Source organism: Photorhabdus stackebrandtii, assembly GCF_011189495.1.
GTDB lineage: Bacteria > Pseudomonadota > Gammaproteobacteria > Enterobacterales > Enterobacteriaceae > Photorhabdus > Photorhabdus khanii.
The window spans coordinates 1-14,156 of record NZ_PUJV01000003.1; the positions used below are offsets into that span (position 1 = coordinate 1).

Consider the following 14,156-nt stretch of genomic DNA (forward strand, 5'->3'; position numbering starts at 1 on the left):
ATGGTTTAATGGTTTAATGGTTTAATGGTTTAATGGTTTAATGGTTTAATGGTTTAATGGTTTAATGGTTTAATGGTTTAATGGTTTAATGGTTTAATGGTTTAATGGTTTAATGGTTTAATGGTTTTTGTCTTGTCTTCATTAAAATGGCTATTTTAGTGTAATAAATGATATGTGTGTTTAGTCAATGTCATTTTTAAAAGATTGGGATTGTCAAAATAAAATCGTTTATTTATTAAAATAGGCTCGTCATATGATTTTAGATGTTCATTTAACCCCGTTTACCCATATCTATTTAAATCATGTTTAAATAAATTGGTAAATTAATTTAATAACGCCTTATTACATCAACAATGGTGAAAAGTCTGGCGAATTAATCTGCCAGACAGGTTATAATGATTAAATGAGCATTTAAGCGTTAACAGAGTGCGAAAATAGCTTGAAAAAATAACGACATGAATTTATTTTAGCATTAAATCATATTAAAGGTATAAAAATAGGCATGACTTAAATAAAACCGTAGAAAAGCAATATTATTGGATGGGGTAAGATAGTGTAAAACAAGTTTAAACTGGCGTGTTTAATGTATCACGTTTTTACATAACAAATGTAACATAATAATGCTAAAAACAATCCAGTTAGTATGCGATTAAATGATTTATTTGAGTTTTTTTTATTCGAATTTTTTATAAACGATTATTTAACATTTTTTACGGCTATATACATGAATAAAACCAATTATTTTTCTCGTTTTTCACTGATGATTTTATGATGGGCTGGTTTTAAATTGTTAGTAAAAGCCATTTTTTGAACCTCTGGTTTTAATCGGTATAATAGAGTATTACCTATTGTTTTTACTACTTTTAATACCTGATTTCTATTAGGTTTAATCATTATGATATGTTGTGTTTTACATTTAATCAGCATTAATCATACTCATTTTTTATCTTTTTTGATGCTGTTTCACTGGTAATTTTGAACAGTTATTATAAGTCACCCTCATTTCTTTTATCTTCATAAATCAACCAATAAATAGCTTGATGGTATAAAGATGCCACTTTATATTTTTTCTAATAATCAATACCTTTTTCAGAGCTTAAACCCTGCCAAATTAACCATTTCATCTATTTTATGGTTTTTTCATAAAATAATGGTAGAAAAGTACCTTTAATATCAGTCTATTTGGATAATATGCTTTTTCTCGCTGATTTTTTAACTCTCTGTTAATGGTTAATGGATTTCGATTAAACTTAATTAACGTTCTTTTAAAAAGTTGCACTTATTATGTGAATCTACCTCCGTCTTTTATATATACCTTTCATCCTTCAAGTTGCTGCTTTGTTGGCTGCTTTCACTCACCCCAGTCACATAGTTATCTATGCTCCTGAGGATTCGTTCACTTGCCGCCGCGCTGCAACTCGAAATCTATTGGGTATAAAAGCTTTAATATTTCTGTTGTTGTGCTTTTAAATGGTCATGGCAGGACAGTTAAATGTAAAATAAGCGGAGGATAACATCGTCGATGCTAATCACCGAAAAAAAGCAGCTTGCCGCCTGTGGTGCTGACGGCAATCTTTGGAGAATAATCGAGAAATTATTACCAAGTGACCGTAATTTCTCCCATTTGTCCTGCCACGGGTACTGTTCCGCCATTTGCAACTCTCAAAGCATAAAAGAACTGCTGTGCCGGGCTTCTATTATTGAATGCGGTTGTAGACATTCTCCGAATGCGAGAAATATCAATACAACTGTTGGTATCTCCTTGACAAAGATAAACCGACAGTCCTTGAGGCCATCCGACAACATTCCAAGTCCAGGATACATTGCTAATACTGCCTGAGGCTGGTGGAGATCCGACGACAGGGAGATAAGCTGTTTCTGTGTAATTTCTGGAATACACGGTTGGCAGAACAACCGAAGATTGGTAGCTCGCCGATAATGCTGCTTGTGAAAACAGGGTTAACAATAACGCACTACCCATTCCCAAGATTTTTTTTAATTTCATCGCTAATACCCCAATACCTGATAATTTTCTATTGCGAGAGCTTAGATAGACATTTTGATCTCGCGCCCTTTATCTCCTGAATTTTCATAAAAACCTGTACGAAATGCCAAAGCAGGCAGGATTAATTTGGGGGGATTAATCCCAAAATGCAATGGGTAACTTGAATTTATGTTAAGTGAATCTAATCTATTTTTGCTGATCGATGTTTTTGCATCTCACTTAAATTACAGCCTTTTACAAGAGAATCTTCCCATGATATAAAGCCTGATAAACGATCGAATGGAGCCTGTGACACATTTAATGGATGTCAAAAACGATGAATAAATCAGACATGACGATCACAACTTCCCAGTGTAGAGACGTTTTGATTTACATGGAAAATATTTGTCGCTCCTATCGTATGGGGGAAAAATATCATCCGGTGCTGGATGAAATATCACTGACCATAATGCGTGGGCAAAGTTGTGCTATTGTCGGCGCTTCCGGTTCGGGTAAAAGCACCCTGCTTAATATTCTTGGTTTATTGGATCAACCGACTTCTGGCTGTTTTCAGTTTAGTGGCGTTAATATAACAAATGTTACTCCTGATGAGCGGGCGAGAATAAGAAATCAGGAAATGGGTTTCGTATTTCAGAGTTTCAACTTACTTCCCAGAATGCAGGCATTGGATAATGTGGCGTTGCCATTGTTATATCGTGGATATTCACGTTCTCTGGCCCGGCAGGAGGCGAAATACCAGCTTGAATTGGTTGGTCTGGCTGATCGTATTTACCATCGGCCGGCAGATCTCTCCGGGGGACAACGCCAACGTGTTGCCATCGCCAGAGCTTTGGTCGGCAAGCCCTCTCTCATTCTGGCTGATGAGCCGACAGGCAATCTCGACAGTGCTACAGCACGCGATATCATGGCGCTTCTTCTGTCACTGAACCGCGAGCAGGGCGTGACACTCGTCATGGTGACACACGATGAAACAATAGCCAGAAATATGCAGCGCTGTCTGTATGTTAATGATGGGCAGCTTTCCGAAACCGATCTATGGTCGGATATATCCGATGCTTAACGTGAATTCTGGTCGCCACGGGTTTTCCTTCCCGCAAGCCTTGTGTGAATCGCTGGATAGCCTGCGTTTACTGGGGCGGCGTTCCTTATTTGCGTTGCTTGGTATTGCCGTCGGATGTGCTTCGGTCATTGCACTTCTGAATATTGGCTACAACGCTGCCAATGAAGCTATCAGCACTTTCAAGAGTATGGGGAGCAATATGCTGGTCGCCCATTTTGATTTTATGCCGGGCACTGACGTCAAACCCGCTCCATCCACATTGGATACTCAGAAGCTTACCCGAACGCTGCCCACGATCATGCATGCTGCACCCATCACGCTATACTCAACCCGAATAGGTTTCCTGGGACAAGGGATTGATACGAATATTACAGGAACATCCTCTGATCTGGCTGCGGTGCTTGATTTACAAATCAAGCAGGGGCGTTTTCTATCGGACTATGATCGCCAGACAACTTACGCCGTGATCGGCGCAAATATTGCGAAACAGTCAAAAGTACCAAACCAGCCTATCCAGGTAGGCAGTCAACTGCAAATTGGGGAATATCTGTTTGAAGTGATAGGCATTCTCGCTGCTCAGGGAACAAATCCTTTACTCCCGGTTTCTGTTAATGATTCCGTGATATTGCCCATTGAGGGAATGCGACGGCTACGGCCTGCTCCAGAGATAGGCAGTGTCATTGCCAGAGCGCGTGACGTAACAACGTTAAACAGTGATGCGGTATCATTGCGTGACTATCTTGTCTCATTATCAAAAGGTCGTGATGTCGAAGTTCAAATTCCGCAGCAATTGCTTGATGGATTGACGCGACAAGCAAAGACATTCTCCTATTTGCTTGCCGGGTTGGGGGGGATTTCATTGTTAGTGGGAGGAGTGGGTGTCATGAACGTCATGCTGATGAATGTTTCGGAGCGCAGGCGTGAAATTGGTGTTCGTATGGCTCTGGGAGCCCGGCCTATTGATATCGGTGTGCTTTTTATGCTGGAAGCTGCCACCCTGTCAATTGTCGGCGCAGTAGCGGGATCATTGTTGGGGGTGACCGCTGGGTACCTGTTTGTAAAATTTTCTGGCTGGGTATTCACGTTATCCCCATTCTCTTTGCCGCTGGGGATTGCCAGTTCATTAGTGATCGGCTTGTTTTTCGGTATCAACCCAGCATTGGCTGCTGCCAGGTTACAACCTGTAGAGGCACTTCGTGATGATTAGCCAAATTTTTCAGCGTGTTATTGGTATCATTATTGCATTGATGATAGCTGCTCCTGTCAAACAAGCTTTAGCGGAGCCGTTGGCTCCGTCACAGGCAACCATGCCTACAACAGGCACAATTTCGCTTAATCAGCAGATTATCGATCTGACACTCAGTGATGCGATCTATTTAGGATTACGCAACAATCGTGCGATTCGCAGTGCTTATCTGGATCGCATTGCCCAGAAATTCGATTTGCGGGTTGCGGAAGATCGCTTTACGCCGAAGTTGCTGCTCAATGGACGTTATATTGCAGCCCGTAATCAAGATGATCGTTACCGTCAGAGCGAGATTGCACCTACGTCTACAATGCTTGGGGAATATGGTACCCGGTTCAGCTTGTCATGGACGAGCCGGGCGACATGGGCGGATAATGCGGGCCGTAGCCGTAATGATGGTGTTTCATTCTCAGTGATCCAGCCGCTGCTGCGCGGTGCCGGCAAAGATGTGGCGACGGCACCGGTACGTATTGCTCAACTGATGGAGCAGATAAACCGCCTGAATCTGAAAGCAACGGTATCCCAGACTATCACGCAGATTATTATGGCTTATCGTGAATTGCTGCGCGCTCAAGAGCAATTACAAATCGCGCGTGATGCACTTGAACGTTCACGTCAACTGCTGGAAGTTAACAAAGTCATGATTTCCGCAGGCAGAATGGCAGCTTTCGAGATTGTTCAGACTGAGGCCGATGTTGCCATGCAGGAACTGGCTAATGAGGAAGCCGCTAATCAACTGGATACCAGTCGTTTAGAGTTGTTGCGTTTGCTTGCCTTAGACTTGCAAACCCCGGTAAAAGCGACTGACAAATTGGAAGTTAAACGCATAGACATTAATCTGCTCCAGGCGCAGCATTTGGCACAAGAGCGGCAACCATCCTATCTCACCCAATTGATTACCGCAGAGCAGGCGGATATTAACCTGACAGTCGCCCGTAATGACCGCTTATGGGATGTCTCTTTGGTCGGTGGGGCCAGCCAGGTACGCGATCGAACAGGTCCAAACAGTTCCCGAAGTTGGGAAAATTACGCGGGTGTTCAGGTGGAGATACCTATTGGTGATTTGAGTCAACGTCAGGCGGAAGTACGGGCGCGAGTTGATGTTCAGAATCAGGATATCCGTCTTACTGAGGCAAAACAGTTACTGGAGCGTGATGTCGGTAATGCGGTGCGTGATATTGGTACGCGCTGGCGGCAATATGAGATAGCACAACGTGCCAGAGATCTGTCCCGACGCAAGCTGGAGATTGAACGTGAAAAATTGACAGTCGGCCGTTCCAGCAACTTTCAGGTATTGAGCTTTGAAACCGATCTGCGTAATGCCGAGAATGTTCGTCTCAATGCGTTAATCGCCTACCTGAATGCACAAGCGGAGCTGGATGAAACATTGGGCACCACTCTGGGGAGCTGGGATATTGCACTTAATGACTAAGATTAGGGCATTTGTTTGTTTCAAGCATAAGACTTGGCTGGTGGCGCTTGTTGTTGCATTAGGCGCCGGGGCTGTCACTGCCTATGTCTATTTGCCGTTTTCAACTGATACATCATCACAGAAACAGTGGGTGCGTGTTGAACCTCAATTGCTAGAAAATCGTCTTGGGTTAGTTGGTCGCATTCAGGCTGCTACCAGTTTGACGATTGCGGCGCCATTCGATGGTGTTATCGCTGAAATCGTGGTGACGGAAGGCCAGAGAGTTAAGCGAGGGCAACCCCTGTTAAGCCTTGATACTGCACAATTGGATATCCAGTTGCGTCAGGCGCTCACGGAACTCTTGAAAGCCCAGCGAACCGTACAAGATTTGGTGGAATGGGAGAACAGTCAGGACGTCGCGAGGGTTCGCAGGACCTTGACCAATGCTCAGTTAAGCCTGAGTGATACCGAACGTAAGCTGATTGATACTCGAGCCTTGTTCGAACGTGGCATTGTTCCTCGTATGGAGGTTGACACATTGGAGCAGCAGGTCAGAGTCCAACGGCTCGATCTTGCTGCAGCGAAGGAAGAACTGCGCACTATACTCGACAAGGGAAGGGGTGAAAATCGCCAGATTGCTGATATGGAATTGGCCAATGCTCAATCGCGTTATCAGGCGTTTCAGGCTCAGCAAGCTCAACGTGAGTTGATTTCTCCCTTTGACGGTATTGTGGTTCGTCCTCAGGTACCGGGATCGGACAAAGCGTTATCTATTCAAAAAGGGACACGGGTCACCCAAGGGACCCCCCTCTTCGGGATAATCAATTTAGAACAAATCCAGGCGGTAGCACGCATTGAAGAGGCAGATCTTCACCAATTGTATGAAGGAATGCCAGTTCAGATCACGGGTGATGGTTTTGCGGGGTTATCCTTGCAGGGGCAGATTAAGACGATTGGCGTACAGGGTCGTTCAAGCGAATCGCAGGGAGCTGGTGTAAATTATGATGTGTTGGTAGCGATTGATCCTCTTACACCCGAGCAGCGGCAGCGTATCCGTCTGAATATGAGTGCTAAACTGGCTATTGTCACGTATCGCAATGAACATGGATTGGCGGTGCCTGCTGAGGCGTTACGTACCGGCCCTGATGGACGAATTTTCGTCACCTATCGCCGTGAATTACACGATCCGGAACAACAGATTATGGTGACGCCGGGGCACGCTGTTCCTCAGGGCGTAGAGGTGAGTGGGTTAATCGCTGGTTATGTTGAAATTCCTGCTCAGCAATAATCAATTCGATTTAATAGAATCTACCGGCCATATCAATTTCGTCATCTGCCCAATGATAGTATCAACATTGTTAATACTAATTAGTTTCATTGCTATTGTATCATTAATGTTGATACAAAATGAGGTGCATGTAATGCCACAAGTCATTGTAAAACATGGGGTAATAGCCCGTCAGTACGTCTACCTGTAGCCATTATGAAGGCTGCATCACTTAATGTCGATGACACTGTTGATATTGCAGTTGAAGATGGCCGCATTGTGATCACCCCTGTTAGTGTTAAAGAATTTTCTTTAGATATTCTATTGGCTGGAGTTTGATCCACAGGTAGGTCATGAACAAGCGGGGTATCGTCCAGCGCTTGTGTTAAGTCCTGCGGTGTATAATGACCATATTGGACTGATGTTGTGTTGCCCTATGACAACGAAAATCAAGGGTTACCCTTTTGAGGTGCTGATCGCTGGGAACCGTGAAAGTGCTGTACTTTCTGATCAGGTGAAAGATCTTGATTGGCGAAAAAGAAACGCTATTAAAAAAGGTCGAGTTTCTGGCGCTGAACTTTCAGAAGTTAAAGCAAAAGCTAAAGCGCTTATTGGAAGCTAAAATAATGAGGCTGGGTATACCGCAGTAAAAAATGAAAGCGAAAAACACTCGTTACTTAATACGTAGCATTTAAGAGAACAATAAAACAGTTTTCAGCTGAGTAGAGTGGACATAAATAACAGAGAATTTCGTCCTCTGAATCTTATGAACACAAGATCACGATATTTATTATATGAACATAAAAAAATGTGATTAGCATCATATAAAATGGCTAATTAATCACTATCCCTCGTATGGAATGAATAAAAGTCGCCGTTAATTTTTTACGGGTATGCAGCAGAACTTAGGGCGAGATCTCACTATGGTGAAGAATTTTTTACTCTTTTGACTAAATTCTGGTGAAAATGATTTATATTGTAGGGACATAAAGCAGAAATTTTCTTTATGAGATTGAGTGTGTATTGTACGAAAAATAACGTTATAGAAGAGAAAGTTGTATTAAAACGCAGTAAGCCATTCTAAACAACATAAGGAGTATCTAACATGTTAGTACGCAAGTCGTTGTTGGCCCTGTTTGCAACTGCTTCCCTCACTGCCGCAGGTGTCGTTTATGCAGGACCGCCCGTAACAGTTACATTTAAGCATCTTGGTGCATCGGGCAGTGCTGATGCCGTTTATACCATCATAACGAATAATGAAGTTAGTACAAACGTAAATGCAACACCCAAGCCCAGAGTTAGAGTTAAGCAAGGAGAATCCGATAATTATCAGGTTCAAAGTCCGATTACACCTGATGGAAACTATGCGATAGTGCGATATGAAATCGGGAATAAGACTTGTCTGTTTTCAACTACTTTTATAAACACATACGTTAATGGTGTTAAAATTCCGAAGTGGAATAAGGGAGCAACATCAAGTGGGGGGGCTGTTTGTAATGCAACCATCACCTCTACTAATTTTTTTACCTATGCATGGTCAGTTGAGTTTACTATGAAGTAGTGGAGAGTGAGCCAGATTGCTCTATCGCTATGAGAGAGATATCTGGCTCATCTTATTTTTGGTGAATGAGATAAGTATTATTTATTCAATCAGCAAATCGATCTTGATATATTGAATTGTTGTAAGGTTGTGGATGTGATTAAGTAATATAATAATTTAGTGAGAGTTATCATGTCTATAGTGAAAATAGAAGAGATCTACACTACTTACATATAGAGATTATTCTTTTTAAGGGACGTATTCTGGAAACGAAGAAAAAGTTATATAAGCAGATAACAGCGAAAATATCGTGCCTGTTGGATATAGCGCCAAAATCTATTTTTATATTACTTAGGGAGAATGACGACATAGAAAACTGGGGATTCGGAGGAAAGATTACTACAGTACAGTGTTAGGCATCGTTAGTAAACTCAAATAGCATATACCCAATAGATTTCGAGTTGCAGCGCGGCGGCAAGTGAACGAATCCCCAGGAGCATAGATAACTATGTGACTGGGGTGAGTGAAAGCAGCCAACAAAGCAGCAACTTGAAGGATGAAGGGTATAAAAGAGAGATGGCCAATAAAACTATTGGCCATTGAGGGAGATACTACCAATAAGACAATTAGCAAATTGGTTATTACTCACAACGTAAGAAATACTTTAATTCAGGTAGATTACCGTTCTCCCTGAATCTGGCCGGTGTGGTGTTAAAGTGTTTTTTAAAGATCCGGGTAAATGTTGCTTGAGAACTGAAACCATACTGTAGAGCAATGTCAAGAATCGGCAGATTTTCTTCACGCAGAGATTTTGCTGCTTCATGTAAACGCCGTTTGCGCACATATTCACCCAGAGTACAGCCTTTCACCTCTTTAAATACCCTTTGCAGATGCCACTTTGAATAACCACTCCTATTAGCAATGGTATCTATTTTTATACCTTCGTTACATTGAAGCTGGGTTTCAAGCCATCTGACAATATCGTTTACTACAGTTTCTGACATTTTCACCTCCCACTAATGGTGGGCTAGTTGATAAAATATTAGAGTTATTTAGCTATTCATGTAATGATAATAACGTTTGTTATTATTGTGGGTATTTTAAGATAAATCGGAGATATCTATAGGCAAAAAGTGCTATTCATAATTCATCATTACCCTTATTTGTGTAAATTTCCTTTGCGTTAACAACAAGTAGCATCAAATGCTCTTCACCAATTTATTTAAAGCAGTATCATCATTCGTCATTTAATTTAATGGAGGGTGTAATGCAATCGGACGTGGCTTTTTTAACTAAAAAACTGGCATTCTTTGTTTTTTATGCTCTGATTTTGGCCATAGTTATTGGCTTACTTTTTATCGATGTTGTCTATTTGCAGAATGCAGTGAAGGAGAGCTCATTAACTGAGATTGCTCAGGAGAGTATACTGTTTGTTATTTCTGCTGTATTTTTCTTGGAAGCAAAGAAGAATAGTCAATTGCGTCCTGCATTGGTCTTGATATCAGGTTTTTTTGCTTGTTTATTGATAAGAGAGTTGGATTCCATATTTGATGAAATATTTCATGGTGCCTGGGCGTGGGTTGCTATTCCGTTGGCGTTAATTTGTATTTTTTACGCTGTTTACCGAGGTCGGGTTACATTGGTTGGGCTGACTCATTTTGCCCGTCATCAAAGTTACGGCATGATGGTGTCCGGTATCTTGTGTGTGCTAGTTTTTTCCCGTCTGTTTGGTATGGGCGTGTTATGGCAAGGTTTAATGCTGGAAAATTTTGATCGAATTGTAAAAAATATGGCTGAAGAAGGGTGTGAAGTTCTGGGTTATTGTTTGTGCCTGATTGCCACTTTCTGGTATCTGCCTGCCGCAATAAAATTTCGTAAGTGAAAAGTAAGACAGGCAAATGGCTAAAATAATTTGCCTGTCAGCTTTTGTCATTATTGCCTCAGATAAATCTGAGGCTGTTGAGTCTCAGGATGGCGGGTAATACCAAGATCGGCCTGATACCATTTTTTTAAAATTTGATCACTCAGTACCTCTTCTGGCGTACCTGCCGCGACCAGCTTCCCTTTATGTAACAGAAATATTTTATCTGCGTAGAGAGCGGCAAGATTGAGATCATGCAGAACACAGCACATTGCCATCGGTTGTTCCCGTGTCAGCCGGTAAAGCAGACGCAGCGTATGTTGTTGGTGATAAAGGTCTAAGGCTGATGTCGGTTCATCAAGAAATAAACAACACTCAATTGGTGCCGGAGACCAGAGTTGGGCAAGGACACGGGCTAACTGTACTCTTTGTTGTTCACCACCAGATAATTGTCGGTAGTCACGGTGGCGTAACTCCTGGCAATCCGTTTGTTCAATGACGGTATCAATTGCTGTTTGTTGATGGTGAATACCATGAGGAGAGCGCCCCATAGTAATGACCTCTTCCACACTGAAAGGGAAGGAGAGTGAACTGTACTGACGCATGACTGCCCGGGTTCGGGCCAGCTGTTGAGCAGGCCATTGTTCAATGGGTGTTCCCTGTAAATAACATTGCCCCTGTTCAGGTTTCATATACCCCGTTAGCAGTCGCAGTAATGTGGATTTTCCTGCGCCGTTTGGTCCAATGATGGCGACAACTTCACCTTTATTGACCGAGAGCGAAACATTATCAATAATTTTCCGGTTGCCAATTGAATAACTCAGATTTTGAGCTTGCAGAAAAATATTATTTTTTATGGCTTCCATTATATTCGGCTCCCTGGCTGTTTGAGTATCAGCCATAGAAAGTATGGCCCACCGATCAAACCCGTGATTAAACCAACGGGCATTTCTGCCGGGGAAACCAATGTTCTTGCCAGTGTATCTGCGGTAAGTAGAAGAGAGGCACCCCCTAATGCGGCACCGGGAAGCAGCCAGCTATGATCGCTACCAAACTGCATCCTGATCAGATGGGGGATAACCAACCCGATAAATCCAATAACACCACTTAATGCAACGGCGCTACCAATCAGCAGGGCGCTCAGGAGTAATAACTGGAATTTGGTGCGCTGGACGTTAATGCCGAGATAGTGGGCTTCTTCATCTCCTAATTGCAACAGATTCAGTTTACGGGCCTGACTGAAAGTCAGGATGGCAGCCGGAATAATTAAGGAAGCGGCAATTGCCAGTGTCGGCCACTCTATTTGGCTGAGTGAACCCATTATCCATAAAGAGAATTGGCGTAGTTGCTGGTCATCGCTGATATAACTTAGGACTCCAATAGCAGATGCGCAGAGCGCATTGATGGCGATCCCGGCCAGTAATAAACGAGCCAAATTTCCTTGGCTATATTTATTCAGTGAAAAAATCAGCAATGAAATTAGCAGACTGCCAATAAATGCGGCAATAATATGCCCATATACGGCAATGGCAGATGGCAGGCTAACGGGCAAAATAATCGCCATTGCAACCATTAGCGCGGCTCCACTGCTCATACCCAGTAAGCCAGGATCTGCCAGTGGGTTACGAAACAGTCCTTGCATTACCGCACCGGAAGCGGCTAAGGCACAGCCAACCAGCATCGCCAATAATACTCTTGGTAATCTGATGTTCAGCCAGATTTGCCACTGGGGATCACTGATCGAAGATTCCCACAATGTCTTAAAAGATAATGTTAATGCGCCCAGATTGGCGGAGCCAATAGCCAACCCAGACAGTAGTAGACAAAGAAATGCTAAACCCAATCCCGGAGACTTCATACGGCTCATTGGGCCTTCTCCGCCGCCTGTCGTAGTTGTTTCATCACTGTAGGGGTTTCGAGGCCAAAACCAAGCAGGCCCATATCGTCGGCAATTAAAATCTGTTGTTTCTGACCTGCCGGGGTATGTTTCAAGCCCGGTAATTGCCAGATTTTATCCAAGCCGCCCATTGATTTAATGCCATCCTCAGTCACCAGTAATAAATCTGGTGCACTGGCAATAACGCCCTCCTGCGAAAGAGGACGATAATTGTTAAAACCTTGCATTGCATTAGTCGCGCCAATAGCACGAATCATTTTGTCGGCTGCGGTTTTTTGCCCGGCAGCCATTGGCATGATACCCCCGTGGCTCATCACAAACAGAATACGGGTTGGTAATGGGGTTGTTGGAATGCCTGCCAGTTTTTTCTGATATTGCTTAATCAGTTGTTCGCCGCGTTCAGCTTGATTGACCGCCTTGGCGACGGTCTTGATTTTCTCTGGAATGGCTTCTAACGATGCTTTTCCGGTTATCTGAATAACGTCTACACCAGAATCCTGGAGTTGCTTAAGTGCCAGTGAAGGTTTTGCCAGCTCACTAGTCAGAACCAGTGTCGGATGCATAGAGAGAATGCCCTCAGGATTGAGCAATCTCATATAACCGACATCGGGTAAGGCAAGCAATTCTGTTGGTTTTTGACTGGTGCTGTCTCTGGCAACAACTTTGTTACCTTCACCAAGTGCAAAAACAATTTCAGATACATCGCCACCAATGGTGACGATCCGTTCAGTGGAAAAAGCACTGAACGATACCGCAAGGGCGAATGTCAGAAGCCATTTTTTCATGCTATACGCTCTTCCTGTGCTGGTTGCAGTTTTGGCAGCGCTGCTACTTGCTCACGCCATTGGGTTTGTTCAGGAGTGCCTTCTGTACGCTGACCAAACAGTTGAGCGATCTGATTGCCATTAGCATCAAATAACTCAAGACTGGTGACGAAACCATCAGCCGTTGGTTTACGGGTTACCCAGCTTTCAGCGATAGCACTCTCTATTAAATGTAGTGTGAAATTACGATTAAAGATATTAATCCATTTCTGATCTGAGTTTTCCTCCTGATATGGCATCAGGCGTTCCAGCTTGCCGGTGAAAATTTGTACGCAACCATGGTTGCTGACAAAGATCATGATTTCATTCTGATCGCTATAAGCGGTATTAATAAGCTCATTCAGGGCAGAATTTTCCACTCTGTAAGCCAGATCATCCGGTACCGCGTCGAAAATTTGCTGACGGCTCAGGTTATGACGTTTGAGCATAATAAAGAATTGATGAACGTCAGTCATTGCCCGCCATTCTTTATCAAGCTGTGCTTTCAGTTCATGGGTTATGGTTGAGTGATTGGTTTTTTCTACAGGAGTGATAACCAGTGCTGGGTTTTCTTCTGTCTGATATTTTTCGATCAGTGCTTCCCAGGCTACCATATTGGTATTATCTGTTGCATAAATTTTATGCAATGCATCACCCTGTCGATCAAAAAATTGAATGCTGTGGCGCATACCCTTTTTGGCTGGCTCGACCAGATAAAACACACTGCTCCAGTGATCAAAGAATATCCGCAAATCGAGTTCACGAGGATTCAGGATCAACCCTGCATGGCTGCTGAAACGTGTATTTTCATACCGGCCAATTTGTTCATGGACTGCAAAATCATTGCGGGTAATCGCTTTAGTTTCACCCACAACAGCCAGTTCTTCCAGCAAAGTTGGTGCGTCAATGTCAAGGCGTTTGGCATCTATCCCAACGCGGCTGTGCAGTAATTCACCTTCACTGACATTCAGATAAGCAGCCAGATCGCGGGCATATTTGGCTTTATTATCAGTTTTGGCTTGCAGGTAACGTTCATAAAGTGATGAATTCACAACTTAACTCCTTG

14 protein-coding genes and 1 pseudogene are annotated in these 14,156 nt (G+C 43.0%); 9 read left to right on the plus strand and 6 right to left on the minus strand.

Annotated features, from left to right (window positions below; translation table 11 throughout):
• Positions 1-1,597 precede the first annotated feature (1,597 nt).
• Entirely contained in the window at positions 1,598-2,005 is a 408-nt protein-coding gene (locus C5470_RS03110) for a flagellar protein FlhE (protein WP_166285865.1), read from the minus strand.
• A gap of 316 nt (positions 2,006-2,321) precedes the next feature.
• Between C5470_RS03110 and C5470_RS03115 the strand changes: the two genes are divergently transcribed.
• The 8 genes and pseudogenes from C5470_RS03115 to C5470_RS23545 all read left to right on the plus strand — a co-directional run.
• The gene (locus tag C5470_RS03115) at positions 2,322-3,065 is read left to right on the plus strand and encodes an ABC transporter ATP-binding protein (protein ID WP_166285867.1); all 744 of its coding nucleotides are present in this window, start codon (positions 2,322-2,324) and stop codon (positions 3,063-3,065) included.
• Entirely contained in the window at positions 3,058-4,272 is a 1,215-nt protein-coding gene (locus tag C5470_RS03120) for an ABC transporter permease (protein ID WP_166285869.1), read from the plus strand. The genes C5470_RS03115 and C5470_RS03120 overlap by 8 nt, the downstream gene beginning before the upstream one ends.
• Positions 4,265-5,743 carry a TolC family protein gene (locus C5470_RS03125; protein WP_166285871.1) on the plus strand — a complete coding sequence of 493 codons (1,479 nt, stop codon included), beginning with the start codon at positions 4,265-4,267 and terminating at the stop codon, positions 5,741-5,743. The genes C5470_RS03120 and C5470_RS03125 overlap by 8 nt, the downstream gene beginning before the upstream one ends.
• Entirely contained in the window at positions 5,736-7,010 is a 1,275-nt protein-coding gene (locus C5470_RS03130; RefSeq protein WP_166285873.1) for an HlyD family secretion protein, read from the plus strand. The genes C5470_RS03125 and C5470_RS03130 overlap by 8 nt, the downstream gene beginning before the upstream one ends.
• Positions 7,011-7,205: 195 nt before the next feature.
• The gene (locus C5470_RS03135) at positions 7,206-7,328 is read left to right on the plus strand and encodes an AbrB/MazE/SpoVT family DNA-binding domain-containing protein (protein ID WP_166285875.1); all 123 of its coding nucleotides are present in this window, start codon (positions 7,206-7,208) and stop codon (positions 7,326-7,328) included.
• A gap of 43 nt (positions 7,329-7,371) precedes the next feature.
• A complete protein-coding gene (locus tag C5470_RS03140) occupies positions 7,372-7,611 on the plus strand; it encodes a type II toxin-antitoxin system PemK/MazF family toxin (RefSeq protein ID WP_422631045.1) in 240 nt (79 codons plus the stop codon).
• Positions 7,612-8,094: 483 nt separating this feature from the next.
• Positions 8,095-8,550: a hypothetical protein gene (locus tag C5470_RS03145; protein WP_166285877.1), complete on the plus strand. Its 456-nt coding sequence runs from the start codon at positions 8,095-8,097 to the stop codon at positions 8,548-8,550.
• Between the two features lie 188 nt (positions 8,551-8,738).
• Positions 8,739-8,945, plus strand: a pseudogene (locus C5470_RS23545) (tautomerase family protein); the annotation flags it as partial.
• A 225-nt stretch (positions 8,946-9,170) separates the two neighbouring features.
• Here the strand turns inward: C5470_RS23545 and C5470_RS03155 are convergent.
• On the minus strand, positions 9,171-9,533 hold the full coding sequence (locus C5470_RS03155; RefSeq protein WP_046976014.1) for a helix-turn-helix domain-containing protein: 363 nt from the start codon (positions 9,531-9,533) through the stop codon (positions 9,171-9,173).
• Between the two features lie 263 nt (positions 9,534-9,796).
• Between C5470_RS03155 and C5470_RS03160 the strand changes: the two genes are divergently transcribed.
• Complete coding sequence (locus C5470_RS03160) at positions 9,797-10,411, plus strand: hypothetical protein (protein WP_166285879.1); 615 nt, start codon at positions 9,797-9,799, stop codon at positions 10,409-10,411.
• Between the two features lie 50 nt (positions 10,412-10,461).
• Here C5470_RS03160 and C5470_RS03165 read toward each other — a convergent pair whose 3' ends face one another.
• Genes C5470_RS03165 through C5470_RS03180 form a run of 4 tightly spaced genes read right to left on the minus strand, consistent with a single transcriptional unit; the run spans position 10,462 to position 14,142 of the window.
• Complete coding sequence (locus tag C5470_RS03165; protein ID WP_166285881.1) at positions 10,462-11,256, minus strand: heme ABC transporter ATP-binding protein; 795 nt, start codon at positions 11,254-11,256, stop codon at positions 10,462-10,464.
• A complete protein-coding gene (locus C5470_RS03170) occupies positions 11,256-12,257 on the minus strand; it encodes a FecCD family ABC transporter permease (RefSeq protein ID WP_166285883.1) in 1,002 nt (333 codons plus the stop codon). The genes C5470_RS03165 and C5470_RS03170 overlap by 1 nt, the downstream gene beginning before the upstream one ends.
• The gene (locus tag C5470_RS03175; RefSeq protein WP_166285885.1) at positions 12,254-13,072 is read right to left on the minus strand and encodes a heme/hemin ABC transporter substrate-binding protein; all 819 of its coding nucleotides are present in this window, start codon (positions 13,070-13,072) and stop codon (positions 12,254-12,256) included. Before C5470_RS03175 ends, C5470_RS03170 begins: the two co-directional genes overlap by 4 nt.
• The gene (locus C5470_RS03180; RefSeq protein WP_036849478.1) at positions 13,069-14,142 is read right to left on the minus strand and encodes a hemin-degrading factor; all 1,074 of its coding nucleotides are present in this window, start codon (positions 14,140-14,142) and stop codon (positions 13,069-13,071) included. The genes C5470_RS03175 and C5470_RS03180 overlap by 4 nt, the downstream gene beginning before the upstream one ends.
• Positions 14,143-14,156: the final 14 nt, after the last annotated feature.